At 60.6% G+C, this 25,618-nt stretch carries 23 protein-coding genes and 3 tRNA genes; 14 read left to right on the forward strand and 12 right to left on the reverse strand.

Annotated elements, in window-relative coordinates:
- Positions 1-236 precede the first annotated feature (236 nt).
- Positions 237-662 (forward strand): hypothetical protein, encoded by a 426-nt coding sequence (locus tag ACTFPK_RS04890; protein WP_284891656.1) that lies wholly within the window; start codon positions 237-239, stop codon positions 660-662.
- Positions 663-803: 141 nt separating this feature from the next.
- Here the strand turns inward: ACTFPK_RS04890 and ACTFPK_RS04895 are convergent.
- A tRNA-Arg gene (locus ACTFPK_RS04895) sits at positions 804-876 on the reverse strand.
- Positions 877-1,164: 288 nt separating this feature from the next.
- On the opposite strand from ACTFPK_RS04895, the gene ACTFPK_RS04900 reads away from it, so the two are divergent.
- Positions 1,165-2,094 carry an Abi family protein gene (locus ACTFPK_RS04900; protein WP_274778543.1) on the forward strand — a complete coding sequence of 310 codons (930 nt, stop codon included), beginning with the start codon at positions 1,165-1,167 and terminating at the stop codon, positions 2,092-2,094.
- Between the two features lie 61 nt (positions 2,095-2,155).
- On the opposite strand, the gene ACTFPK_RS04905 is transcribed toward ACTFPK_RS04900, so the two are convergent.
- Positions 2,156-2,243 (reverse strand) — tRNA-Ser (locus ACTFPK_RS04905).
- Between the two features lie 57 nt (positions 2,244-2,300).
- Positions 2,301-2,861 carry a GNAT family N-acetyltransferase gene (locus ACTFPK_RS04910; protein ID WP_274778544.1) on the reverse strand — a complete coding sequence of 187 codons (561 nt, stop codon included), beginning with the start codon at positions 2,859-2,861 and terminating at the stop codon, positions 2,301-2,303.
- Between the two features lie 325 nt (positions 2,862-3,186).
- Here ACTFPK_RS04910 and ACTFPK_RS04915 point away from each other — a divergent pair, with 325 nt between their 5' ends.
- From ACTFPK_RS04915 to ACTFPK_RS04930, 4 genes are all read left to right on the forward strand, one after another.
- Complete coding sequence (locus ACTFPK_RS04915; protein ID WP_274778545.1) at positions 3,187-3,330, forward strand: hypothetical protein; 144 nt, start codon at positions 3,187-3,189, stop codon at positions 3,328-3,330.
- A 9-nt stretch (positions 3,331-3,339) separates the two neighbouring features.
- Positions 3,340-4,473, forward strand: coding sequence for a sialidase family protein (locus ACTFPK_RS04920; RefSeq protein ID WP_274778546.1), 1,134 nt, complete (start codon positions 3,340-3,342; stop codon positions 4,471-4,473).
- Between the two features lie 630 nt (positions 4,474-5,103).
- Positions 5,104-6,102, forward strand: a complete 999-nt coding sequence (locus ACTFPK_RS04925; RefSeq protein ID WP_439911283.1) for a DUF3644 domain-containing protein — start codon at positions 5,104-5,106, stop codon at positions 6,100-6,102.
- A gap of 680 nt (positions 6,103-6,782) precedes the next feature.
- Positions 6,783-7,556, forward strand: a complete 774-nt coding sequence (locus ACTFPK_RS04930; RefSeq protein ID WP_439911239.1) for a hypothetical protein — start codon at positions 6,783-6,785, stop codon at positions 7,554-7,556.
- Between the two features lie 67 nt (positions 7,557-7,623).
- Here the strand turns inward: ACTFPK_RS04930 and ACTFPK_RS04935 are convergent, their stop codons facing one another.
- The 3 genes from ACTFPK_RS04935 to ACTFPK_RS04945 form a co-directional block, all read right to left on the reverse strand.
- A complete protein-coding gene (locus ACTFPK_RS04935) occupies positions 7,624-7,836 on the reverse strand; it encodes a hypothetical protein (protein ID WP_016442161.1) in 213 nt (70 codons plus the stop codon).
- A 50-nt stretch (positions 7,837-7,886) separates the two neighbouring features.
- Positions 7,887-9,665 carry an ATP-binding cassette domain-containing protein gene (locus tag ACTFPK_RS04940; protein WP_016442160.1) on the reverse strand — a complete coding sequence of 593 codons (1,779 nt, stop codon included), beginning with the start codon at positions 9,663-9,665 and terminating at the stop codon, positions 7,887-7,889.
- Between the two features lie 196 nt (positions 9,666-9,861).
- Positions 9,862-10,122 (reverse strand): hypothetical protein, encoded by a 261-nt coding sequence (locus ACTFPK_RS04945; RefSeq protein ID WP_016442159.1) that lies wholly within the window; start codon positions 10,120-10,122, stop codon positions 9,862-9,864.
- A gap of 308 nt (positions 10,123-10,430) precedes the next feature.
- Here ACTFPK_RS04945 and ACTFPK_RS04950 point away from each other — a divergent pair, with 308 nt between their 5' ends.
- Positions 10,431-12,062, forward strand: a complete 1,632-nt coding sequence (locus ACTFPK_RS04950; protein WP_016442158.1) for an RNA-binding domain-containing protein — start codon at positions 10,431-10,433, stop codon at positions 12,060-12,062.
- Between the two features lie 180 nt (positions 12,063-12,242).
- Here ACTFPK_RS04950 and ACTFPK_RS04955 read toward each other — a convergent pair whose 3' ends face one another.
- Positions 12,243-12,770 carry a hypothetical protein gene (locus tag ACTFPK_RS04955; RefSeq protein ID WP_039898221.1) on the reverse strand — a complete coding sequence of 176 codons (528 nt, stop codon included), beginning with the start codon at positions 12,768-12,770 and terminating at the stop codon, positions 12,243-12,245.
- Positions 12,771-12,789: 19 nt separating this feature from the next.
- Here ACTFPK_RS04955 and ACTFPK_RS04960 point away from each other — a divergent pair, with 19 nt between their 5' ends.
- The 4 genes from ACTFPK_RS04960 (at position 12,790) to ACTFPK_RS04975 (ending at position 18,550) form a co-directional block, all read left to right on the forward strand.
- On the forward strand, positions 12,790-13,104 hold the full coding sequence (locus ACTFPK_RS04960) for a hypothetical protein (RefSeq protein ID WP_435733839.1): 315 nt from the start codon (positions 12,790-12,792) through the stop codon (positions 13,102-13,104).
- Positions 13,105-13,115: 11 nt separating this feature from the next.
- Positions 13,116-15,869: an HAD-IC family P-type ATPase gene (locus ACTFPK_RS04965; RefSeq protein ID WP_016442155.1), complete on the forward strand. Its 2,754-nt coding sequence runs from the start codon at positions 13,116-13,118 to the stop codon at positions 15,867-15,869.
- Between the two features lie 273 nt (positions 15,870-16,142).
- Positions 16,143-17,186 (forward strand): hypothetical protein, encoded by a 1,044-nt coding sequence (locus tag ACTFPK_RS04970; protein ID WP_016442154.1) that lies wholly within the window; start codon positions 16,143-16,145, stop codon positions 17,184-17,186.
- 215 nt (positions 17,187-17,401) lie between these two features.
- Positions 17,402-18,550: a cation diffusion facilitator family transporter gene (locus ACTFPK_RS04975; RefSeq protein ID WP_016442153.1), complete on the forward strand. Its 1,149-nt coding sequence runs from the start codon at positions 17,402-17,404 to the stop codon at positions 18,548-18,550.
- A gap of 276 nt (positions 18,551-18,826) precedes the next feature.
- Here the strand turns inward: ACTFPK_RS04975 and ACTFPK_RS04980 are convergent, their stop codons facing one another.
- The 3 genes from ACTFPK_RS04980 to tadA all read right to left on the reverse strand — a co-directional run bounded on the left by ACTFPK_RS04980 (position 18,827) and on the right by tadA (position 21,797).
- The gene (locus tag ACTFPK_RS04980) at positions 18,827-20,362 is read right to left on the reverse strand and encodes a bacterial Ig-like domain-containing protein (RefSeq protein WP_284906563.1); all 1,536 of its coding nucleotides are present in this window, start codon (positions 20,360-20,362) and stop codon (positions 18,827-18,829) included.
- Between the two features lie 712 nt (positions 20,363-21,074).
- A tRNA-Ser gene (locus tag ACTFPK_RS04985) sits at positions 21,075-21,163 on the reverse strand.
- Between the two features lie 163 nt (positions 21,164-21,326).
- On the reverse strand, positions 21,327-21,797 hold the full coding sequence (gene tadA, locus ACTFPK_RS04990) for a tRNA adenosine(34) deaminase TadA (RefSeq protein ID WP_231366653.1): 471 nt from the start codon (positions 21,795-21,797) through the stop codon (positions 21,327-21,329).
- Between the two features lie 102 nt (positions 21,798-21,899).
- Here tadA and upp point away from each other — a divergent pair, with 102 nt between their 5' ends.
- Positions 21,900-22,538: a uracil phosphoribosyltransferase gene (gene upp, locus ACTFPK_RS04995; RefSeq protein WP_016442150.1), complete on the forward strand. Its 639-nt coding sequence runs from the start codon at positions 21,900-21,902 to the stop codon at positions 22,536-22,538.
- A 100-nt stretch (positions 22,539-22,638) separates the two neighbouring features.
- Here upp and ACTFPK_RS05000 read toward each other — a convergent pair whose 3' ends face one another.
- Both ACTFPK_RS05000 and ACTFPK_RS05005 read right to left on the reverse strand, forming a co-directional pair.
- Complete coding sequence (locus ACTFPK_RS05000; RefSeq protein ID WP_284906528.1) at positions 22,639-23,463, reverse strand: sulfite exporter TauE/SafE family protein; 825 nt, start codon at positions 23,461-23,463, stop codon at positions 22,639-22,641.
- 23 nt (positions 23,464-23,486) lie between these two features.
- Positions 23,487-23,687: a hypothetical protein gene (locus tag ACTFPK_RS05005; protein ID WP_439911240.1), complete on the reverse strand. Its 201-nt coding sequence runs from the start codon at positions 23,685-23,687 to the stop codon at positions 23,487-23,489.
- A gap of 112 nt (positions 23,688-23,799) precedes the next feature.
- Between ACTFPK_RS05005 and ACTFPK_RS05010 the strand changes: the two genes are divergently transcribed.
- Complete coding sequence (locus ACTFPK_RS05010) at positions 23,800-24,663, forward strand: DUF5926 family protein (RefSeq protein ID WP_016442147.1); 864 nt, start codon at positions 23,800-23,802, stop codon at positions 24,661-24,663.
- Between the two features lie 118 nt (positions 24,664-24,781).
- On the forward strand, positions 24,782-25,567 hold the full coding sequence (locus tag ACTFPK_RS05015; RefSeq protein ID WP_439911242.1) for a glycosyltransferase: 786 nt from the start codon (positions 24,782-24,784) through the stop codon (positions 25,565-25,567).
- Positions 25,568-25,618 lie beyond the last annotated feature (51 nt).

The raw sequence follows: 25,618 nt of genomic DNA on the forward strand, positions 1-25,618 counted from the left end.
GATAGGAGAATGTTAAAGTGCTGTGAGCTGGGTGAATTGTTGGCGCGGGGAGGGGTTGGCTGTTAATTGGTGATGCTATGCGAAAGGGCTGCGGGGCAGGGGTGTGCGTCGTCGTAAAAAGGTGTAATCTAAAACTATTGAGGTGACAAACTTCGCGCAAGGATGCGGGAAAGGGATCTCCTCGTTCGCCGCGATAGTTGCGAGGAAGGTGTACGGTCATGGGCGTTATTCGGGGCGTGACGGAAGAAGATATTCTCACGTTTCTTCGCGAGCAAGGTATCGAGGCTAACGGGAACTACCTGGTGGCACGCAAGTATCGCAGCTTCCTGAATGGAATCGGCAAGCTCCTGGTCTCAAACTTGTGGAACGCGATCGACGCGGCGGTGATCCGGGTGCTCGTGGTCACCGACGCCGAGTTTATTGTGATCAATCCGGAAGGCGCGTCGGGGCTGTCACATATTTCGCGAGCGGACGGCAAACGTTTCCGGCGGTACCCGTGGGAGAACGTGATCGACTTTCATGTGGAGCGCAAAGCCACTACCGCGCTTATTAGCTGGACTGCGGAGGGCAAGGCGCAGACGTGGGAAGTCGATATTACCGATCCGGGGGTTTTCAGTTTCAACCCGGTCAATTTGCCGGCGTTCCTGAAGCATTCGCGTTAGCTTGGTTTATTAGCCCTTGGTTGTGTTGGCCGGGCTTCGGGCGAATTGCGGGGGTAGCACCGTTCCGGCTTGGGGTGGGGCATGGGCCCGAGAAAAGAAATTGCTCCCCACCGGGATTTGCGTCACCGAGGAGGAGCTTCGCGCGCTCGAAGGGATTCGAACCCCCGACCTTCTGATCCGTAGTCAGATGCTCTATCCACTGAGCTACGAGCGCACAGTCGCGAGAGAGTTACCGAAGACCTCCTCAATAAAAAATTGAGGAGGCGAGCGATTAACCCGCCTCGTTTTGCGACAGATAAGAGTTTACATCGTTGCTCGGCGAGAACAAAATCTACAGGCCAGGTGCGTTATGTTTCACATCTGGGCTGGATGACTGATGTGTGCATCTCCCATTGCTTTTCGGAAACTATCCAACTAGATTGACTAGTGATAGACCCCCGGTCAGGCCTCTAGCTTTTAGCAATGCACAAATGACCGGGGCCTTTCTCTACAGGCAGGCGAAATGAAACAATGGCTTACCTACGAACAACAGCTTTCACTGCTTGTAGACCGCGGGCTGTGCATTCAAAATGAGAAAGTGGCGCTAGAGTTTTTATCTAGAGTAAATTACTACAGGCTTTCCGGCTATTTCCGCTACTGGCAACGCGACCCGGTTCGTAACGATAATCGGTTTATTCCGGGTACTTCTTTCGAGAAAATAAAGCAACTCTACGAAGCTGAGGAACAGCTCGTCGTGAAATGTAACGACATATTACACCCGCTAGAAGTGTTGCTCCGTACGAGATTTGCGTACTCGTACGGTCATCTCGTCGCGCCCTTCGGCGGCTTCGCCCGTGGGGACGGTTTTACGCAACCCCCAAATCCGAACGGTGTACGGGCTGAAGAACATGCGCTGAATAACCTTGAGCATTCCAAAGAATCTTTCATCGCTCATTACCGGGATGACATTAGAATTGGGAACTCGTACGCGTTAGAGGCGTATGATCGAATGCCTATCTGGGTTGCCGTAGAAGGAATGACGTTCGGCGCCCTTTCCCGTTTAATCGCAGCATCTGGAGAATCAGGCGTGCTAGATGAGATCGCTAAGTCTCTCAGCACTTCAAGGCGTACGTTGCCTAGCCAAATACGGTCGTTTGTGTATCTACGTAATAGGTGCGCCCACTGTTCGAAGTTGTGGAATCACTCCGTTCTTGATGCTCCCGGGCTGCTTCCCAACATTGAGCGTAGGGCGAAGAAAACGCACGGTCAGTTCTCTCCGCGTTCTGTATACAAAATATTCGTAGCTATGGATGAACTCACCTCGAAAGTAGGGATTGCTACTGGATGGCTCACCCACCAAATAGATCCGCTGCTCCATTCCAGCCCGCTACTCAGCGCGGGGATAAAGACACCTGCTCGCTACGGTGAATTCGATGTGTCCCGGTTCCGGTAACGGGCGGTTTCGATGCGGTACTAAGCATGCCGAAGGTTCGGCATGCTTTTGTAGCATAAAGCGGAGAGTAAGGGATTCGAACCCTTGGTGCGGGGTCGCCGCACAACGGTTTTCAAGACCGTCTCATTCGGCCGCTCTGACAACTCTCCTAGCAGCACCGCCCACGCGGGCTGCAAAAGGCTAGTTTAGCGTAGTTTCACCCGCTGTTACACCAGTGGTGCCGCTGCTTCGAGTACCGTTCCAAACTCACCTACCGGCGTGAACTCGGGCAGCAGGATGCGCTCCATCAGGTGCGCATCCATATCCGCCGAGTGATTACCGGAATGGGTCATGCCAGTATCCTCAAAACCTTGGCGGGCATAGAAGCCGCGCAGCGGGCCCACGCAGTCCAGGCGTACGCGATCATAACCGTAGGTAACAGCCAGCTGGGCCATCGCGGCCAGGATCGCGCGCCCGGCCCCCTTGGTCTCCACGGCCGGATTGGCCATAAGGGTGTGCAGGTAGAGGGCGGGCATATCATCGAACCAGATGAGCGGGTCGGAGTGGAGTGCGCGCACGGCGGCGGTGATGGTGCCATCAGCCGCGCGCAAGGCCCAAAATTCGCCGGCGTTCACTTGCTCAGCGATCTTCCACACGGGTAGCGAACCGAGCGGCCACTGGCTGTTCCCGGCCGCGGCCATAGTTTCTTCTATGGTGCGGCGGATGGTGGCGAGGGTGGGGATATCCTCGGCCGTGCACCGGGTCAGGCGAGTCGGTTGAGTGGTCATGAGAGTCGTCGTCCTCCGCAACTCGGTCCCACAGGGGAAATTCGGTCAGGAATTAGCCAGCGCTTGGCATGCATCGAGTACATATGCGCTGCTGTTAGGTTGGGTTGGGGGTGGCGTCGTCGTACCGGACGAAACACCGGGGGTGTCACACGGTCATGGGCCGCTGAACGCTAGCGTAAAACAAGAAAAGTATTCAGTGCAAGCTCTAGTAACGGTCAAGAATCAGTATCGTTGTTGTACGCGAACAGCTGGAAACGCGGGTGGTACCGCCCGGCCTCGCTTGCTGCACACAGGATTTTACACAGCGCGGCGGCCCTGTCAAAACATGATGTGTACCACCGGCACTCGCCTTCCGGCTACCGAGGGCGACGACGCCGCACTTCTCGCCCACCAGCCCCGTTATATCGCGGAAAAGTCCGCAGCGGCGGCCCGCGCCCGGCGCACGGCATTAAGTCTGACAACCACATAGGATGGTGTCATGACTTCTCAATACCAGGACCCGCACAATGATCGTGCGCAGGCCACCGTGCCCAGCGCTGGCGCCGCGGCTGGCCGTTCGGCCCGCGCGCTCGTCACCCGTACCGCCGACCGTGATTTCCGCATCCCGGCAGTCTTGCATCGGGATCATCACCTGACCGTCTTCTTCGATGAACGCCCGCATCCGAGCGGGGATTTTGACTGGGAAAACCTGGGCGGGGCGATGGCCGCCGATCTCCCTAATCCCAACCGGATTTGCTATATCAGCGCTCAACTCCCCGCGCCGGGTACGCCGCTGCGCCTTGATGACCTCGAGTTTTCCGCACCGCGCCCGGTTCCGGGGACCCCTGCCGTGTGCGGGGATCCGTGTGTGGCCGGTGGGCCCGAAGGTGCGAGCACCGGGAATGAAGGCGACCAGAACGCCGCGCCGGATGCCGGCATTACCCTGGCCTACGCGGCTTCGGAGGAGATCGGCTATTTCGGCTCTCGCTTCGCCGGCCCGCGGCTGGAAGCCTGGATCGCCTGGGGTACCGGCCTCGATTCCCTAACCCATACCCGGGTGGACGATGAGCTCTATAGCGAGCTGCGTTGTGATGGCCTCTTTGCCACGTCCGGTTCCACGCCGTTGCTGGGCGATACCGCGCTTCTCCCCTATGTGACAAACCGCGGCGGGGAGGCCGTTATCTACGTGGTGCATGTGCGCGCGGGCAAGATTGTGGCAATTTCCGAGCCGATTCGCCCGGTGGGTACTCCCGGCCTGGACGAAACAACCCTCGAGGTCTGCGGGGGAGAGGTGATCGCAAATATCCGCCTCCAAGGCGCGGGCGGGCGCGTGGTGGCGCGCTCGAAGGACGGTCTGACCTGGTCTGAACCGCAGCCCCTGAGTTTCCCCGATCCGGGCTGCAATGCCAAGCTGATCACCTGCGGAGATGGCACCGTCCTCATCCACCCGCATTCGGATACCGCTCGGGAGAACGGCGCTATTGTCGACGACGCCGGACGCCTGCTCCGCTCCCTGGGCCCGGGCGAATTCGGTTACTCCGACGCCGTGTGGCTCGCGGATAACCTCGCCGTCGTTTTCGAACACGAGAACTCGCTCTACCTGGACCTTATCCCGGGCAGCGCGCTGCGCTAATTCGGCCAAGAAATAACCCGCGTGGCACGCCACGCAACCGGGGCCGGGGGGGGGGGGGGGGGGCCGCCCCCCCCCCCCCCCCACCGCGTGCATTCCGGGTCCGGGATTTCCGGTAGCAGCGGTTAATGCTTTTATGCGAGCCAGCCCGAGCAGTCTCATCGTTGCTCATCAGCAGCTTTCGAAAACCTGACTAAATGAGCCAAGTCAGGTTTAAGTAGATGGGAGTGTCTGGATTCTGCCGAAGAATTTTAATAAGAGCCCTAAGGTCTACGTTGGCTAACTTGCCGGATACCGTGTCCTCAGCGTAATCACGTTCCTATAAGATGCTTGCAAGGTCGCGCCTTCTATAACTTAACGCTTCCTGGGAGGGGGTCAAATAGTTTACGCGAACGTTCGATTCGATAAAAAGTTGAGATTGAGGGTCACGGAAGCATATGTTACTGAGGTCGATTAGAGTAATGAAAGTACCCGACTCCGCGACTCGTCCGACAATTCTCTCGACACACAGTGTGATTGTCTGAAGGCTCTTCACGCTAAGCGGTCCCACTGGGGACTCTTACCATCAGGTGGGAGGTCAAGTGAACATGACACTGTTCAAAGGAGGTATCACTACTTGTGGCTAGACCATACGTGTCACACAAAAAGCTCTGCGACAATTCTCGCGCTGCCATGCTCGCAGCTATCGAGATCTACAATAAGCCACAGACAACCTATCGCGAACAAGTCGTCACGGTCTTGGTAATCAACGCGTGGGAACTCATTCTCAAGGCCGCACTGCGAAAAGCAAAGAAGTGTGTTTTCTACAAGAAAGAGCGAGGTAAGGACTACAGGTCCTTGTCATTGGAGCATTGTGTCGGCACTATGGATCGCTATCACCTATGGCCTAATAATGTAGACGGGACGGGGGTCCGTGCAAACCTTCACGTTTTAACTGACTATCGAAACAAGATCATCCACCTCTACGTATCCGATGACCTCAACACGATCCTCTATATGTTCCTGCAGCAAAGCATCGTAAATTATCGGGACTTCGTACTCGCTGTCTTCGAAAAAGACTTGGCTGATGACATAACATGGACTCTTTTACCCTTAGCCGCAAGCACCCCAAGTGATGTTATTCGCTCGCTAAAAGTCGATGGAGATAGAAGGTCCGCTCAGGTGGTTGAGGACTTCCTTCAAGATCTACGGCAGATCATCGGCAAAGCTGAAAACCTCGGCGCAGATATGGGTCGCGTCGCCATGGTTCAAGAGATCAACCTACAGTCTGGTAAGAAAATCAGCCGGGCCGATCTTGAAGTAGCAATTAACCAGACGGCGCCGACTACCATCATTCAACGTAAAGTCGACCCGAATGAAACCCATCCATATTCTGCAACTGAACTGATCGAGCGAGTAAATCAGGCAAGGAAAAACGGAAGAAAACTGACAATCTATGACCTGACTTGCATGGCGTGGAAGCATAACCTGCGCGTCAACAACAAGTTTGCTTGGCGTGGAAAACACAACCTCTCCTGTGTCTGGTCAGGAGATGCGTTGAACTTTCTCAAGAAGCAGCCCGAGGAGGAATACGCCCGTGCCAGAAAAGCCTACCAGCGGCATCTGAAAGACAAAAATCGTGACGAGAAATGAAATCTTGTCACGCAACTACTTGACGTTGAACACCCCTGTCCAAAATACTTACGACACGACAGAGTTTTAGCGACAGTAGAAAAGTAGCCCCGATCCAACGGTTGAAAAACGAAGGGGCCGGTAAGCGTTACTTTTCTAGGTGCGAATGGGTCGACTGGGGTGCGGGGCGAAAAGGCAGCCCTGGGCTAATAGACAAAAGTGTGCCTAATGACGGCGTGGCGGTGGCTTTGGTTCCGCCCGGACCCGCACGAACCGGGCCTGCAAACGAAGAGCGTGGAAGAGAGCACCGTTCGCGCCCGGTTTCGTGTCCCTAACGCGCACTGTGCGCATACACGGTCCAAAAGTCACCTCTGCCCCTTGCGCACCCCGTGCATGTGGCGCGTGGCAGTCCGGGCGAGACAAGTTTTCCGTCAAAGCATGTCTCGCCACGGACGTCAAGAAAGCAAGCTTATTGAGGTGCTCCAGATCAATAAGGCCTACTTTTCGTTGCCATAACGGGGCAAACCCCGGATATAAGACCCACCTTTTCTCTATTTATCCCGAGTCCTGGCAGTGAATGTCCTGCTTGAGGAACCTGCTCAAGGCGGTCCACATGCCGAGCCTGAGGCGAGCGAAGGACCGGGCCTGCCTGCCCGGACTGCCCGGAATCTGGGAAGCACGTTACCGCGGTAGGATGAAGCATGGCATGGAAGAATGTGACCCGCGGCGTGGCGGGGATATGTGTAGTGTGCTTGCTGGGGGCGTGCACGAGTAGCAGCCAGACCCCCGCGGTGGGATCGCGGAGCGAGACCGGCGCGGCGTCGTCGGCATTGAAGGAAAAGGCGGGTAGCGAAGCGGACTCTGCGAGCCCGAGCTCCTCGGCAGCAGAACAGAATGCCGGCAGCGAAGATACCAGCGAGGCGATTGCCCGCGAGGCGCTGAAGTTCGTGGACGAACTCGCTGAAGCGGAGATGGGAATCATCCACTGGGACAACGCCAAGGGAGGCTCGGAGGACCTCAATTACGCGGGCGAACGGCGCATTGCGGTGACCTACTCGGGCGACGAGGCGAGTGACTACACCGTGCGCACGCAGGTACCGGACGGTACTGACGGCGGCCCCGTTTTGAAAAGCGATATGCGTTTCCTGATTGAGCATGCCGATTTTGGGCCGGCGGACCAGAGGGGCGTCTCCCACGGGAGCGTGCGCGAGGGAACCGCGGTGCCGGCAGCCGATACTCGCCTCCTCGAGGGATGCTCGGAGGGCGACGGGTGGACGATCACGCGGGGGTGGGTGGCATACAACCGGAACACCGATGTGATTGAGTCTTTCGACTTCACCATGAAAAAGCCGGGCGCCACTATTGCGGTGCGCCAGTCGGATGGATCAACGCGAGAGGAAACTTCATCTTGCACCGTGGTGTGGGACTTGGCCGCGGCGAACGGGCGGGTGATTGACAAGCCGATACCGAATTAGGCTGAATGAGGGAGCAGGGTGGGTTGAGGGAGCGCGGAATGGTGCTGCCGCTTCAGAACGGGACGGTTTAGACCAAAGTGTCAAGGAAGTCGAGGGCGTCGTGGAGGTCATCGAAAACTGCGCCGTCTTCTGGAAGCTCGCCGGCCATGATCTTCTCCGCGTGTTCAATTACTTGCTCGGTGAGTTCATTCGGTACGCATGACTCAAGTGGAGTACTTGGAGGTGCCTGGCCGCTGGCATGTGTATTGACCTGAGGAAGTATCGAATCTGGAAACTCCATTGGGGATCACCCCTTTCGCACGGTTGGGCTTGCGGTGTGCGAGATTGAGATTACCGGGTGCGGGCGGGGAGGTGAAGACCCTTAGATTCCGGAACGGTAAGACGCGAGTCCGGTAGGCGGAGGCGCGGGCCGGGCCAGTGGGTGATGAGCCAGCGGTCGTGCGTGGCGAGGATGATCGTGCCTGACCAGCGGGCCAGGGACTCCTCGAGGGCGTGCATGGCAGCCAGGTCAAGGTAGTTGGTGGGTTCGTCGATGACGAGGACAGCAGGCTTGGCCGCGAGCGCGAGGGCAAGCTGGGCGCGGCGCTGGTTACCGGCCGAAAGCTCGGGTATCGGGGTTGCCCACATAGATGGGTGCACGATGCCGGTGCCGCGCTCCCCGATGCCAGAGTTCCAGACCTCGGGAGTGAAGCCGGGATCTCCGCAGCGCGGAAGGCGTTGCGGGACGAAAGCTGACGGGCCCGCGCAGGAGAGAGTGCCGGAAGGCTGGGCGGTTGCGTGCTGCGCGGTGGCCGCGGGCGGCGCAGCGGTAGCAGGCGCGCTGAGGTGCCGAGAGTCGAGCGGAGCCGCGGCAGACGGCGGGGTGCCAGTGGCTATCCAGGTGAGGAGCGTGGATTTGCCGCTGCCGTTGGCGCCGGTGACCAGGAGGTGCTCGCCGTGGGAAAGGTCGAAGGTAACCGGGGTGAGGCGACCGGGGACCGCTGCCTCGCGAGCGGATACTGCAAGGCCGGCAGATGGGCGGGCCGAGGGTGATTCTGGCCGAGTCGCACCGGCATACTCCGGGAACGTAAAAGTGTAGCTGCGGGGTTTGCGTACTTCCCGGGTGGCGAGGGCCTCGAGTTTACGGTCGTCGTGGCGGGTGCGGCGGGTGGCCGTGCTCTGGGCGCGATCCGCGAAGAACTTCTTCGCCTTACCCTCCGCACTCGCCAAACGCACCCCACCCCGGGCAATACCACCGGATGCATAGCGATGTGCGCGCAGCTGCGTCTTTTCTTCTTGTTGGGCCAGGTAGAGCGCCCGGTAGCGCTCCTCCGCATCACGCTTGGATTCAAGATAATCCGTGTAGGTACCGCGGCATTCCCACACCCCGCACACCTCACCACTGCCTTCGGCGCAGGCCAACTGTGCCCACACGCTCATATCCATATCCACAATGAGCGTGGCAACATCCTCAATAAAAGCACGGTCATGGCTAGACATAAGCACCGGGCCCGGCCAGGAGCGCAGCATATGGCTGAGGTACGCGCTCGCCTCCGCATCCAGATGATTGGTGGGCTCGTCCAAAATAAGAACCTGCGGGCGGGCCACTAGGGTGACCGCCAAGTTCAGCCGCGCGCGCTGGCCCGGGGAGAGCGTGGCCAGCTCCCGCGAGCACCCGCTCCCGGCCAACATATCCAGGCCCAGACCAGCCAAAGCGTCGTCGGCCCTATCCTCAAGCGACCACAGGTCCAGGCGGGTGATCTCGGATAATAGCCGGTCGTATTCGGCCGCGACCGGGCCGCCCTCCCCCAGGCGTGCGCTGAGCGTTTCGAAACGGGCGAGTAGTTCCCGCGCGGGCGCGAAGGTGCTTGCGAGGAAGTGAGCGACGGTCGCGGCGGCGGCGTCGTTCGACACGGGGCTCCATGGGATGGTGCTGGCGCCGGTGCGGGTGACGGTGCCGCGTTCGGGACTGAGATGACCTGCGGCGATGCGCAGCAGGGTGGTTTTGCCGCAGCCGTTCGGGCCGATGAGGACGGCGCGGTCGGCGGCGGTGAGGCGCAGGGTGATGCGGTCGAGGAACGGGCGGGCGCTGTAGGAAAATGAAATATTGTCAAGAATGAGGGCAGGCATGGTGATCTCCTTGGACGCGGCGGGTGATGCGGGGTGCGGCGTCTCAGCTGAGCTGAGTGGGGATCACAGTGTCATCGGAACGATGGCCTCCTTTGGCGTAGGGTTGTAGTCCCGGTTACATAAGTAAATGTAGCGACGGCGCGGGCGGTGGGTCAATCACCCCGGCTGCACGGCGAGGCCTCCCGCTGCGCTTCGGCTAAGAAAAACGTTTATTGGCGCCCTGGCGAGTCATGCCGAGCACGCGGCCGATGGCGGACCAGCTTTCGCCGGATGCGCGCGCTTCTTCTACCGCGGTATCGAGTTTGCGGTTCGCGGCGTTGAGCTCGATACTTGCAAGCAAGACACGTGTGAGTGCCTGGCCGAGCGGCGCGCCAACCGTATTGGGGCCGCGGCCGCCGTCGGCTTTTTCGTAAAAATCCGCGGCGGCAAAAGCTTCTTCGCTTGCATCTTGAGTCACATTGGTAACTGTAGTTACCGCGCGGGCGGTGGGTCAATGGTTAGCGAATGGCTCGTGAATGGTGCGGCAGTGAAATGCACGCAGACTGAAAGTCTGGATGCGAGACTTACAGTTAGAGTCATAATTCACGCGATAGGTAGACTCACAGTTTCACAGTCTTAATTGATAGTCTGATGCTATTTTTCGCAGTCTGCGTGTGAGTTTTAATAGTCTCAGCGCTAATTTTAGCAGTCTAAGTAATAATCTGCGCCCCAGACTTCGATTTAGACATTGAAAACCCGCGTGACTCATAATAGTCTATGAGTGTGATGTCGAAGTTAGAAAGCGAAGAAGAGCTGCTTGCGCTTCTTGCTCGTTTGCGCCTGCACTGCGGGGATGACACGTTTTACAAGGTAAAAGCTGCACAAGGTGGCCTCCCGGAAGACCTCGGGAAAACAATCTGCGCTTTCGCTAATATGCCTGAGGGCGGTTTCATTGTTTTAGGAGTCTCGGAGCCCAATTTCGATGTTATCGGTGTTACGCGCCCCGCAGACATCGAAGCAGGCGTGGTCAGCGTTGCACAAAACGCGGTCGTCCCGGCACCATCGGTTACAACTCGAACTCTGGCAGTCAACGGCAAATCCGTTGTGGTGGCTCAGGTACACCCGCTCGCTGTCATGCACAAACCCGCCACATTCCAGGGAAGCCCTTACCTGCGCCAGGCCGATGGCGATTACGTTATGCCGGCCACCGAACAACGGATGCTGGAAGTTGCTAAGCTAACGGACCGCGAAATTGATTCGCCGGACGCACAGGTAGTGGCGGATACGAATGTACGTGACCTCAAAGCCGACCTCGTGGAGAAATATATACGTGCGTGCCGGCGCGAGGTTCGCCCATTGAGCGAAAGTACCGATGAAGAAGTGCTACGGAATACTCGTGTGGCGCGCGAGGGCCAGCTCACCCTCGCCGGACTATACGGGTTAGGTACGTTCCCCCAGGGGGCCTGCCCCGCGCTCACGGTAACCGCAGCCGTCCGGTACTCGGGCACTCGCGCGACGGTCCGAACTTCTGACTTAAAGCGATTCAACGGCCCCGTACCTGAGCTTTTCGATGCGGTAATGGACTGGATTCGCCAGAATCTCACGAGTTACCAGGCCTATCTTCCCAGCGGTGACTTACGCTCCATCCCTGAACTTCCGCTCAACGCAATTCGCGAAGCAGTGGCTAATGCTTTGGTTCACCGCGATCTCGGCCCTGACACACTCCTGGAAAAAAGCATCGATATCCGCTTGGAGCCACGAAAACTTGTTATCTCGTCCCCGGGTGGGCTCAAGTCATTGACAGTTTCCCAGTTACTGAGTGAAGAGCTCACCCGCGTGCAGGTCAACCAGCATCTGTACCGCATCGCTACTTATATGACCGACGCCGATAGGAATAACATCATTAAGGGAGAAGGCGGCGGCATCCAAACAATGCTCCGGGAAGTGAAACGGTACGGCCTGCCGGCTCCCACAATTATTGATACGGGAGTCAAAGTCACGGTAGTTTTCCCACGCCCGCAATATGTCGATGATATTAACGTGGATGCGGTTCTCGGATCTCCTACACGCATCTCACCATTCGTGGACCCGGGGCCGGTTCCTGCCGAAGTTCTCCTGCAAGAAAATACCTCGAAAGAAGTTGCTTCGCCTACCGCGAGCGGCCCACTCTTGGCGTCGCGGGATACCGATTCTTGGCTCCGCGGGCTGAGCCGGAACGCGCCCGCGATTGTGGAAACGTTGCGCGACCGCAAGGGAGCGCTTTCCACCGGAGAGCTTGCTCTACTGACGGGGCTGTCCGTCGCGCAGATCCGCTACGCCCTCAAGCCGCTCCAGGAGGAAGGGGTGATTCAGCGCGATGGCGGACAGGGCGTAAAAACCACGACATATACCCTCTGCGAGCCGTCCACGCATATGTAGAGGCCGTTCGGGTGTAGTAAAGCTGGGAACTCCGACCGCCCCAGTAGTCACACGAGTCCCAGCGAAGGCCCTATGTGCTGTCGCGCCTGTACTGCGATTGCGTTACGCGCGCAGTACAGCCGGGAAAACATATACCGCTTCTCGCCGCACCGGCCGCAGTATTTTCAACGACGACGCGCCCTAACTCGCCGGCGGCTTATCAAGGGCTGTACCGTTGACGGAGCGGAAGTCCCATACCGAACGGCATTGCGACTTTTCTTCCCCGGCGCTGGCATCCCGAAGCGTGCCTTGCGGGTTGAAATCGGGGGTTTCCACCATGTAATCCACGTACTCGATCACTCCGGTACGTCGGTTGTAACCCACACTTCCCGCTTTAATAAACCAGTCGCCATCTTGCGCGCAGGTATCCATCAGCTGGGTGCCCAGCGATGGAAGCTTCGTTCCCTCGCGCAAAATCCCCGAAACAACCCCGCGCTCATTTTCAGCACCGTAATCGGCACTGCGAATCAGCAGACGCATATCATCCTTCGATAGCGGCGCCAGGCTCGCCTTATTGGGAGGCTGCCCGTTGATGGTGTAGTCCAGCACCTTATCCCCGTCATACCGCTGCGCCAGCTCATTTACACTGAATCGCGAGGCCCAATCATCCAGCCCTGAACGATTATTGGTGCGCAGCACCCGGACCTCGAACTCCGTGATGTTATCCACCGCGCGCAGGGCTTCCGCCGTGATCGCATCCCCCGGTGCGGGCTCCGCGCCGGGCGAGCCTGCTACCTCGGGTACACTCGCCGCAGAAGACGAAGGCGCCGCACTGCTTAATGAACTTGCCGCGCTAGGTGCCGGAGCTGAGCTTGCTGAACCGGCCGCCGGTGCCGGGGTGCTGGGTGCCGGTGGCGGCGTCGTCGTACTACTACAGGAAGCGAGGGCCGCGACCGCGCAGATTCCCGCGGCGCTGCGGAAAAGATTTTTTCGTGCCATACCTCATGCTACCGCCGCACAGTCCTCAAGAAACATTCACCCGGCGTCCAGCTTCCTTGCCTAGAATCGTTTTTTATGAACGACGCCGCATCCGCGCCCGCCGCGGGAACCGCATCCGCGCAGCCGGACCACGAATCCCTCGCCCTAACCGACCCCACCACCGGGAACGAGCACGTACCCGCAAGCGACCCGGCCCGCGGGCTGAGCGCCGCGCAGGCCGCCCAGCTCGCCGCGGAAGGCAAAGCGAATACCCTGCCCGACCGCTCGGGGCGCTCGGCCGCGCAGATTGTGCGCGATAACGTTTTCACCCGCATTAATTTCATGCTAGGGGTGCTGTTCATTGCCGTGATCCTCACCGGTTCGTGGATCAATAGCGCTTTCGGCCTGCTCATTATCGCGAACTCGATTATCGGCATTATTCAGGAACTGCGCGCCAAGCACACCCTCGATTCCCTGGCCGTCATCGGCGAAGCCCATCCGCGGGTGCGCCGCGAGGGCGAAGTGCGTGAAATCGCGCGCGAAGAGGTGGTGCTGGGCGATATTATCGTGGTCGCCGCCGGCGAGCAGATCGTGGTGGACGGCGTCGTCACCGAAGCCGATTACCTCGAAGTGGACGAATCACTCCTCACCGGCGAATCCGATTCCATCCACAAGGAACCCGGCGCCGCGATGATGTCCGGCTCTTTCGTGTCCTCCGGCTCGGGCAGCTACCGCGCCACCCGCGTGGGCGCCGATGCCTACGCCGCCAAAATCACCTCTGCCGCCTCGAAATTCTCGCTCGTCGATTCCCAGCTGCAAAACGGCATCGACCGCATCCTCAAAGCCATCACCTGGGTGCTGGTGCCCGTGGGACTGCTGACGATCTGGGGGCAGATCCGCGTGGTGGGCCTGGATTGGGCTGCCATCGGCGCACACTGGCGCGATATCGTGCTGTCCGTGACCGGCGCGCTGGTGCCGATGATCCCCGAAGGCCTGGTGCTCATCACCTCGACCGCTTTCGCGCTGGGTGTGATCAGGCTCGGCCGCCTGAACGTGCTGGTCAACGAGCTGCCCGCCATCGAAGGCCTCGCGCGCGTGGATACCGTCGCCGTGGATAAAACCGGCACCCTCACCGAAAACACCCTGTGGTTCGCGGGGCTCGAGTTGGTGCCCGGTGCGGCTTCGAGCAGCGGCTCTGCTTCCGGAGGCGCGAGTTCTTGCAGCGGTTCCGGTTCCGGCACCGTGTGCGAACAGCACGACGCCGCCGCTCCCGCCGCGCGCGCTCAGGCCACCGCGCGGGAAGCCCTGGCCCAGCTGGGCGCGGCCGACCCGGCCCCGAACTCCTCCATGGAGGCCATCCAGGAAGCCCTCGGCGCGCCGGCCCAGCCGTGGGAGGTGGCCGAACGTCAGCCTTTCACCTCGGCGAAGAAATGGTCCGGGGTGAGTTTCGCCAATGGCCAGCACTGGATTATGGGCGCCCCGGATGTGCTCCTTGATCTGGCGGGTCCCGCCGGTCAGGCGGGCGCCGTCGTTCCCCATAGCAACGCGGCAGCAACGAACGCCACCGCTCCCGCGACTCCCGCGACCGCCATCAACGCAGCCCGCGAGCGCGCCGCCGCCATTGCCGCCACCGGCCAGCGCGTGCTGCTCCTGGCCCGCAGCGATACGCCGGTCACGGCCGCGAACGCGCCCGGCAACCTTGAGCCGCTTGCCTTCATTTTGCTCGACCAAAAAATCCGCCCGGACGCCTCCGATACCCTGCGTTATTTCGATTCCCAGGGTGTGGCGGTCAAAGTTATCTCCGGTGATAATGCCGCGGCGGTCGGGGCGGTGACCACGCAGCTCGGCGTCAATGTGGGCACTCCCGTGGACGCGCGCACCATCCCGGAGGCGAGCTTCGCGGAAACGATTAATGAAAATGCCGTGTTCGGGCGGGTGACCCCGGATCAGAAGCGCGCTATGGTGGCGGCGCTGCGCGGGGCGGGACACACTGTCGCGATGACGGGCGATGGCGTCAATGACGTGCTTGCCCTCAAGGATGCCGACCTGGGCATCGGCATGGGCTCCGGCACCTCCGCGACCCGCTCGGTCGCGAAAATTGTGCTCCTCGACGATAAATTCGCCTCCCTTCCGCACGTGGTGGGCGAGGGCCGGCGCGTGGTGGGAAATATCGAACGCGTGGCGCGGCTTTTCCTCACCAAAACGGTGTATTCGGCGGTGCTCGCCATCGCGGTGCTGCTGTTCGCGCTGCCCTACCCCTTCGTGCCGATTCACGTGACGATCACCGGCTGGTTCACCATCGGCATCCCGGCCTTCCTCCTCTCCCTGCCGCCAAATAACGACGCCGCCCGCCCCGGTTTCGTGCAGCGCGTCATGCGTTTCGGTTTCCCGGCGGGCCTGATTGTCGGGGTTGCGACTTTTATTACTTACGTGATGTTGTACGACGGCGCAGCTAGCTCGGCATATGCGACTCAGGTGTCCACCGCGACTCTTCTAACGATGATTATTGCCTCCTCGTGGGTGCTCGTTGTGGTGGCCCGGCCCTATGTCTGGTGGAAGATTCTGCTGATTTTGCTGCCGCTGCTCGGGTACGGGGTGATTTTCCTCTGGCCGTTCACGCAGCGCATCTTCATGCTGGATTCCTCCAATACCGGGGCGATGGCCCTGGGTACGCTGGTGGGGCTGATCGGGGCGGCGCTGATTGAGGCACTGTGGTGGTTCTTGGGGCTGCGCTTCGGGGAGCCGGCTCGGCTGTGGCAAAGCGCGGAGCAGCGGGCCGCGCAGCGCACCCAGGCTGAGCTGCGCAAGAAGGCCACCGCGGAACGGCGCGCAGCGGACACGGCAAAATAGCGCGGGCGCGGGCGCGGGCGCGAAGTAGCGGGTGTTTCTCTGCTGGCCGAAAGGTGCTGAGCTTGGCAAACACGAAACTTGCTTGCCGCTCCCGGCTGCGCTCTGATTGAATGATTGTGGCTTGGCCCGTGTAGCCGAGCGCTCCGGTGTGTCCGGTAGCGTGCGGAAAGCGGCCAGGTACCTGTCATATCGGGGGCGTTTTCGCCGGTTACCGTGCGTTGTTTATCGCGCGGGGTTACCGCGCACCGCTCCCGCGCATCGTTAGGATTTATCGTGAGCGAAGAAGACGCAACCCGGTCGCCGCAGGGCGGCGAACCCACCCGAGCTTTCCCTCCGCACGGCTCCGAGAACACCACCCCCTCCTCTCCTTCGGCCGATTATCCCACCCAGGCTTACGCCGCTAACCCCGGTACCTACCCCGGGCCGGGCCACTACGGCGCCGGGCAGGGAAACCAGCACGGCAGCGCCGGATATCCGGGTGCCCAGGCAGGGCCCGGCAGCCAGTACCCCGGCCAGGCCGGCTACCCGCAGCAAGGCAATTATCCGGGTCAGGCCCCGCAATATGGCTCCGGCCAGGCTGGACAGTACGGCGGCCCGGGTTACCCCGGCGGGCAATACGGTGCTGGCCAGGGCGGGCAATACGGTGCTCCCGGCTACCCGAGCGGTCCGGGTAATCAATATCCCGGTGGCGGCCCGAACGGCCCGAACGGCCCGCGCGGTGCTTACCCGGCCGGATACGGCCAGCAGCCCAAGCAAAGCAAAACCGGGCTTTTTGTTGGAATTGGCGTGGGTATAGTTGCGCTAATCGCGCTGGTTGTTGGCCTCATTTTCTTCCTCAACCGGGATAAGGCCAGCGATGATGCGCAGCCCGATCCCAGCTCGGCGCCTTCGATCAGTGCACCCGCCACGCCGGACGGCACCGCCGCACCGGAAACCAGCAAGGCTCCCATCTTGGATTCACCCACCACGCCCGCCCCCGCGCCGTCCGGCAACTCTGGCGACTCAGCGGGCAAGGACGGCAAGGACGGGCTGACCTACACCTATCCTCCGGAGAAAATCGGGGCCCTCTTCGATACCTTCCTTAAGGACCCGACCTTCACCGAGGCCTTCGGCAAACCCGAACGCGATGACGCCGGAGCCTGCATTGGCAATGCCGCGCAGGGCAAGCTATCCGACCAGTTCATTGATGTCCTCGAGCGTGCCAGCAAGGGTGATATCACAGCCGGCAACGAAATTGAGGACCCTAAGTTCATGAACGACCTCCTCAACTTCATCCTCATCATGGACTCCTGCGGAGTGAATATCACGATGCAATAGGATCCTTCGCCGGCATACGTCAGTTCACTGTAATTCACCCGGGCACCGATTCCCCTCGAGGAATGAGTGCCCGGGTGCTTTATCTCCCGGCACACCTCAATGCGTATTATGCACGTGGCCGCATAGGCGCCGTCGTACATGCTCCGCATCACAGGCCGCACCCTGCCACAAACTCGACCGGGCAGGTACACTCAGAGCCCCAAGGAGGTTATGTTATGCATAATAATAATTATTATCATTGCGAGCACGGCGACCACGCCGGCGGGCAATGCACCTGCGCCCAGCGCAGTTCCAACACCTCCTCTGCATCGGCGTCAGAGGAGAGCAATCTATCCGAGGAGGATGGGGAATCATTTAACGAGGACGGCGACGACGGCCACCTCTGCCGTCTGGCTCGCACCCCCGCTGCGGTAGCTCCCGCGGCCGGCCACGAGCATGCCAGCGGGCACGACCACGGGCCCGGGCATGTGCACGGTGCCGGGGCGCAACGCGGGCGCATCGCCTGGGCGCTCGGTATTACGTTCTCCATCCTCATAGCCGAGGTGATCGGAGCATTCTGGCTCGGCTCGCTGGCCCTCCTTGTGGACGCCGGCCATATGCTCACCGATAGCGCCGGTCTGGTCATGGCGCTGGTGGCCGCTCACCTCACCACCAAACCCGCCACCAACCGCCGCACCTGGGGATATGCCCGGGCGGAGATTATTTCCGCGTGTTTACAGGCGACGCTGCTCCTCGGGGTGGGTATTTTCGTCATTATCGAAGCGATCAAACGCCTCACCGACCCACCGGAGATGCCTGCCGCGCCCCTGCTGATTTTCGGCATTATCGGCCTGCTCGGCAATATCGCTTCCATGCTGATTCTGTTCACCGGGCGCGGTGCCAGTCTCAATATGAAGGCCGCCTTCCTGGAGGTCTGCAATGACGCGCTCGGTTCGGTCGCGGTGATCGTGGCTGCGGCGTCGATCTACTTCACCGGCTGGGGCGGCGCGGATGCGATTGCCGCGATCCTCATCGGGATTCTTATTATTCCGCGGGCGCTGCGGATTCTGTCCACCGCGCTCAACGTGCTGATGGAGGCGACGCCGCAAGGCCTCGACCTGGACGACGTGCGCCGGCACATGGAAAATCTGCCGCACGTGATTCGGGTGCACGATATGCATGCGACGACGGTCGCCACCGGGCTACCAGTGCTGAGCGCTCACGTGGTAGTTGAGGATGAGTGCTTCTTCGACGGGCACGCCCCGCGGATCCTTGACCAGCTCCAGCAGTGCGTTGCGGAGCATTTCCCGGTCAAGGTGGAGCATTCCACTTTCCAGCTTGAGCCGGCCGAGCACAGCAAATGTGAGTATGTGCCGCACGGGTAGAGAGTGGAGCTAGGTCGGAGGTAGCGCTGGGCCGCGGGCTTGCGGGCTGCGAGTAGCTCTCAGACGCGGGTAGCGCCAAGCGCGGGTAACGCACTAGCCGAGGTCGTTCTCAGACGCGAACACGACCGAAAGTAACCGCAGGCAGCCGACAACCGCAGGCAAAGTGTGGGGCACCTCAATCGAGATGCCCCCACACGTGTGCGTTCACCGATGCGCTCAGCTGGCAGGCTAGTGCGTTAACGGGCTAGCGAGCCAGGAAAGTAACGCGGCAGCGCTCTATGCATTCTTGCGGCGAGTTGCCACCAGGGCCCCACCTACCAAAATAAGCACACTCCCCAGAGCGAAGGGCGCAGCCGCTTCACTACCGGTGTGGGCGAGGGTGCGACCAGCGGTCGTCGCTACCGCGCCCGGTTTGCCAGGCGCAGCGGTTGCGCCTGGCGTGCCGCTTGCGCCGGGCTGACCCGGTTTACCGGGCGTGCCGGGCTGGCCCGGTGTACCGGGTTGAGCTGGCTGTTCAGGCTCACCGGGCGCCGGCGTTTCCGGCCCGGGTTGCGGCTCCGGATTAGGCTCCGGCTTCGGCTTCGGCTTGACGGTCAGCTTCGCCGTCCGAGTCACCGTGGCACCCTTCTCATCGGTCACAGTGAAGCTCAGATCATAGGTGCCCAGGGTGTTCGGGTCGTAGTTATTATCCGGGCTGGGCACAGCCGTACCGCTGGAAGACACCACCATATCCGCAGGATCGAAGGGATCGCCGGCCTTGATTTCCATATTCTTGAGCGTGAGCTCCGGGGCCGGGGTGAGCGGGGTCCAGCGCTTCTTCACGATGAGCTTCGCGGTGCGGGTGACCGTGCCACCCTTGCTGTCCTTCGCCGTGAAAGTAATGGGGTATTCGCCGGCCTGCTGGTTGTCATAATCACCCGTGGGTGTCACCGAGCCGCCATTCGCCGGATCGGTCAGGTCCTTACCGGCAAAATCCGTTGCGGAAACGACCATATCGGAAGGCGTAAATGCCTCACCTTCCCAGATCTCAATGTTCTTCACCTCGAGGGCAGGCTCCTTGGCCCACGCTGCGGTCAGGTTAACCACGTTTTGCCGGCGGTGTCCGAGGATCCGATTCGGGTCGATTTCATCGAAGCGGTAGGGGTTATCTACCGTGTAAACGTGGTACTTGTAGGGCGGTTCGGCCACCGGAATATTGAGGGTACTCTTCCCAATCCAGCCCAGGAAAGTGTAGCCTTCGCGCACCGGATCCGTAGGCTTGTACACCGTGCCGTGCGGGGTGATGAACATGCTGTAGAACGAACCGTTCGGAGCCTGCCGCAGCGGATCGGTCGGAATCTTATCGGTCCAGGTACCGCCGTTGAGGTCATAGGTGGCGTAATTGAACTGTTCGTAGGATATTTGCTGGAAATAAATACTCTCGGTCGGTTTCAGGTCCTTCGCATGGTAGGTCAGGACGGCGTCCTTCCCGCTCCCGGTCACGCTCTGCTCTAGATTATCGGGGTAAAGCAGATCCGAACCCGTGCTGGTAATCTTCCAACCCGGCTGCATTACGATTTTTCCGTTGAGTACCCAGCCCGCCGGAATTCGCTTGAAATTCCATTTATTGGCCGGGTCGCTCGGATAGGTAATACTTTCCGATGGGTTGTTCGGGTTGTGCGCGGTGAATTCGAATTTTTGTATTTTGTCACCGATCACGTAGTTAAAATCAACAGATTGAGGCGCTGCCTCAGCCCGAAGGGGTTGCCCAACGGCGACCATCGCAATAGCAGCGATCACCGCCAGCAACCTCGAAAGGTTTCGCGCGAGCATGTGGTGTTTCCTTACCTTAGATGAGTGATGAGTAAACTCAACTCAAGTAAATCATATTTGGAGAGTTTATTCTCAAGTCATTCAACATTTACCCAGGTCATGACCGTGCGTTTGAGCATCTTCACAAAATTTTCACACGGCATACGTTTACGTGGAATAAATAATATTTTGCAGATTTTTGGAGCACTTGCGTTGGTGGTGTAGTTTCGTGCGGTACGACGGCGCAGCTTCGGCGGCGGCGCAGCTATCGGCCATCACAAACCCCAACAGTCACACCAGCACCTGGAGAGGGGGCATGTGTTGTCAGAGCTGTACTTTGCATGTACAACATCCGCAGTACACCCCGGAAAAAGTACACCACCCCCCCCCGCCGGCGCGGGCTGAAGTGAGTCATTCTCCAACTTCAAGGCTGCAAAACGTGCATTTCGGACTGTTAGGGGCACAGAATGTACGCCACGGACATTAAACAGCCGAAAAACTGTCACCCACGTACATTCTGTTATTCGGCTCGGCCCCTAGCCTCCTCGAAGTGTGCATTACAGACAATGCATCCCACGTAGTGTGCGTAAGAGACATGAAATCGCCCCAAAACGGTACTCTCACGCACACTTCGCTGTGGACCTGCTGTTGAACCTTCACCCACGCCACCGCGCGGTGGGCAGAGACGCGAAATCCCGCGTCACAGGCGGACCTATGACGCGGGACATCACAATGGCGGTGGCGGCGGGATTTGAACCCGCGGTAGCTATTAACTACACATCATTTCGAGTGATGCACCTTCGGCCGCTCGGACACGCCACCGCAGAATAGATTACACGGCACACCCCGAATTTACCTAATCAATGCGGAACACATCACGTTAAAGCTTCGAGGTGCCGCGTCAATGCTGAAATACCGCAGCCTTAGCACCGGACCAGTTTCGCGGTACCCGCCACCGCACATGCACAATGCCGCCCCCGTACGCTCACCCGCGGAAGAACTTCCGTAGCTGCGCGGAGGTCTCCTCTTCCAATACTCCCCCGATTACCTCGATGCGGTGATTGAGGCGCGGATCGCGCACCACGTCGCGCAGCGAGCCAGCCGCCCCCGCTTTCTCATCCCAGGCACCGAAGATAAGCCGCCGAATCCGGGCGCCGACCATGGCCCCGGCACACATTGTGCACGGTTCCAACGTGACGTAAATATCGGCGTCGTCCAAACGCCACCGCCCGAGCACCGCACCGGCCGCGCGCAGCGCCATGATTTCCGCGTGCCCGGCCGGATCGTGTTCGCGTTCGCGGGTATTCCAGCCGCGCGCCACCACGGCGCCGTCCACCACCACGAGCGCACCGACCGGCACATCCCCGCCCGCCGCGGCCCGCGCCGCGAGCTCCATCGCTTCGCGCATGAATAGCTTTTCCGCCGCGCGCATATCGCCCCGCTCGTCTCCCCGCATAGGTCCATTGTGTCACGAGCCTGAAGGCGCGCCGTCTGTGTCACGAGCCTCAAGCTGAGCCGCCCGCGCGCGTCGCCCGCCGGGTACCGCTATCCTTAAAGCATGCACATCCTCGAAATTGACCACCCTCTGGTCGCGCATAAACTCTCTGTCCTCCGTGATGAAACCACTCCGTCGGCAATTTTCCGGCAGCTAACCGAGGAGCTTGTGACTCTCCTCGCGTATGAAGCCACCCGGAATGTGGCGGTGCATGAAGTAACGGTCACCACCCCGGTGGCCACCACAACCGGTGTGAAACTGGCCCGCCCGGCACCCATCGTCGTTCCGATTTTGCGGGCCGGCCTGGGCATGCTGGAAGGAATGACGAAACTCCTTCCCACCGCTGAAGTTGGTTTCCTCGGCCTGCGCCGCGATGAGGAAACTCTCGAGGCCGTGACTTACGCTAACCGCCTCCCGGATGATCTGACCGGGAGGCAGTGTTTTGTTCTTGACCCGATGCTGGCCACCGGTCACACCATCCACGAATCTATCAACTACCTGCTCGAACGCGGGGCGCGTGATGTTACCTGCGTGTGCCTGCTGGCCACTCCGCAGGGCCTGGAGGAAGTGAAATCGCATCTGCCCGCGGATGCGGATGTCAAGATCGTCGTTGCCTCCATTGATGAGGGTCTCAACGAGAAGGCCTACATCGTGCCGGGTCTGGGCGATGCCGGCGATCGCCTGTACGGCGTCGTCGACTAAAACTCCAGAACCACGCGGGTGAGCGCCGTTTACGCGGTGAACAGTGCTCACCCGCTCCGGTTTTAAGAACGACGACGCCGCCTCCCGGCCCGCGCCCCACTTAGAGGAGCTCGCCGGCCAGGGTGCCGGCCGCTACCGCGAGAAGCAGCACGCCAAAGAGGATGGTGGCGATGCGATCGGGGATGCGCCGACCTGCGGCTTCCCCGCCGACGCTTCCCAGCGCCGAACCTGCGGTGAAGAGGGCGACGACCACCCAGTCCACGCTGAGGCCCGCCGTGAATTGCGGGATACGGCCGAGCCCCGCCACCACCATATTGATGGTCATGACGAGGAGTGACGTGGCACTGGCATACCGGGCAGGTAAACGCAGGAGCAAGATGAGGGCGGGAACCACCACGAAGCCGCCACCCACCCCGAAGAAGCCAGAGAGTGCCCCCGTGCCGAAGGCACCCACGACGGTGATGAGGTAGGTGCGCCCGCGCAGGGTGGGGGCAGGCGGGTTTTCCGATGCGGTCGGTTTTCCCGGCACGTCCGAATTTTCCGGCGCGGTGCCCGAGCGTGATTCGCCGCTTGACCGCACCGCCCTCCAGAACATGCTCAGCGCCACCACCACGAGGAGCGCGCTCAGCGACCACACGAGAATGCGCCCGGATACCGCGCCGGCTAAGAAAGCACCCGCCAGGGTTCCCGGGATGCCTACCAGGGCGAAGACGAGGCCGGTTCCCCAGCGCACGCGCCGGGCCAGCGCCGCGGAGATCATGCCAACAAGCGAGGTCACCCCTACGATAATGATGGATTCAGCAGAAGCTTGGTGTGCGCTATGCCCGAAAACGGTGAGGAGAATGGGGATGGTCAGGATCCCGCCGCCAGCCCCGAGCAGGCCAACAACAAAACCGACAGCAATTCCAACTCCGCAGGCAAGCACAGCGTCACTCTATCGCAGCGCCGTTAGTCGCGATTCGACCACCAGCGCCAGATAATGACAGCAACACCCACCGCTACCGCGGCGATTCCCACCCAGCGGATGATGGACACGGCCGTCGGATCCGCGGCGGGTGCGGCGAGGAGCTCGCCCGCCAGGGGCGCGGTGAGGGCCGGAGATGCGGTGAAGCCGGCAAGCTGCGGCGTCGTCGTTATGAGCAGATCCATAACGCAACTCTAACGTGACCATCGCCCGCGGGCCGCATCTCACGTAGAATCTCGAGGGTACAAACGGCGGCGATGCCGCAGGGCACGCACAGCAGCGAGGATACGAGGACTTATGGCTAAGAAGAACCGCAAGAAGGATTCGGCGACCCCGAAGAAGAAGCGTGCAATTATTCCTTTTGTTGAGCGGCCTTTTGAGGGGCTGGATGCCGAGGCGGAGCTGGTGGCGATGCGCGATCTGCTGCCGCTGGCAACCATGACCGTGACCCTCACGGAGGAATACGGCAGCGAAAAGGTTATTTTTGGCACGCTGCTGCCGAATATGGTTGGCGCGCTGCGACGCGCGGACGGCCAGCTCCTGGTAGCGATGCAGACGGTTATGAATTCCGGCGACGCTTCTTTGGATATTGCCACGCGGGTGCTCGCCGGTCTGGAGCTCAAGCCGGGCGAAAGCTACCCGGGTGGCACGCAGCCGGAGGCCGGTTCCCCGCGTTTGCAGGATATTGTGGCCTCGTTCTCCGAGCTGGAACTGCAAGAAGATCCGGCTTTCTGGATGACGGACGAGGAAGCCGCCACTCCCGAATCGCAGGCGGCCTTGCGTGATGCCCGCGCGGATATGGTGCCCGCGGCGCGCATCGCATCCGTGAACGGCGCTTACTGGTGCCGGATGTCGCGCGAGTTTTTGCGCTGGGTGCGCCCCGAGCCGCGCGATGCGGTGCTGGACGGTTTGGCACGCTTGCGCGTCTCCGGCGAGGAGCGTTGGGACGACGACGCCCGCTTCATCGGTGCGTTCCGAGCCTACGGATTGTCGGTCCCGGTGTGGGAATTGGCGCGCGGCACCGAAGCGGAGGAATTGGAGGAGCCGCTGGCGAAGTTCGCGGAGAAGCTGAGTGCGGCTATTGCGTCGACCGAGCCGCTCACCGCGGAAGAAAAGCGAGCCCGCTCCGGCCTGGTTTCCCGCCAGGTGACCTTGCGCTAAGCGGCGTGGGCGCACTCCGGCTGAGCTCCCTTGCGCTCAGCCGGCCTTCTTTAGTGAACTTCCACTAGTTTATAGAAACAGTAAGCAAAGCCCCCACTTTTCCCTATACACTTATGGGGTGAGTAAAGTCGGTCAGGTCGCGGTGGTCGTGCCCGCGAAGGACGAGGAGCAGTACGTGGGGCGTACTGTGCGCGCAGCGTACGCGCTCCCGGGTGTGGACCTCGTGGTGGTGGTTGACGATGGGTCGGCTGACGAAACCCAAGCTATTGCCCGCGCGTCGGGGGCCACGGTGGTGCGCCATTCCGTGAATCGAGGAAAGGCCTCCGCGATGGAGACCGGGGCGAAGGTGGTCCGCATGCGTGATGTCGAGGGCCGCCCGCCTCGCCATTTACTTTTCCTTGACGCCGACCTGGGTGACTCGGCTATTGAGTGCGCTCCTCTTATCGCACCGGTTGTTGACGGCACGGTTGATTGTGCGATTGCTGCTTTACCTCCGCAGGAAGGTGCGGGCGGCCACGGTTTTGTGACTCGTTTGGGGCGCCGTGCGATTGAGCGGGCTACCGGCTGGTCTCCGCTTCAGCCGTTATCCGGGCAGCGCTGCATGACTGCGGCGGCGTTTGATGCGGCCCGTCCCCTGGCGAAGGGTTGGGGTGTTGAGGTGGGGATGACCATCGATATGCTGGTGGCTGGCCTGACGCTCCAGGAGATTCCGTGCGATATTCGCCATCGCGCCACCGGGAATGATGTGGCTGGGACGTTGCATCGGGCCGGGCAGTACCGTGACGTTTTCCGTGCGGTGTGGTCACGCCGCTTCCACGGTGTTAAGGTGCCCGCGGAGCTGCACGGTCCAAGCGGTGCCGAGCATTTCACTCCCTACCGCGCGCTGGTGCTGGAGCATTCTTGAGCGCTTATCCCTCCGTCCTCCGCAATATAAATCTCGCGAATTTTCTTTCCG

Source organism: Actinotignum sp. UMB0459 (genome assembly GCF_051905915.1).
Lineage (GTDB): Bacteria > Actinomycetota > Actinomycetes > Actinomycetales > Actinomycetaceae > Actinotignum > Actinotignum sanguinis.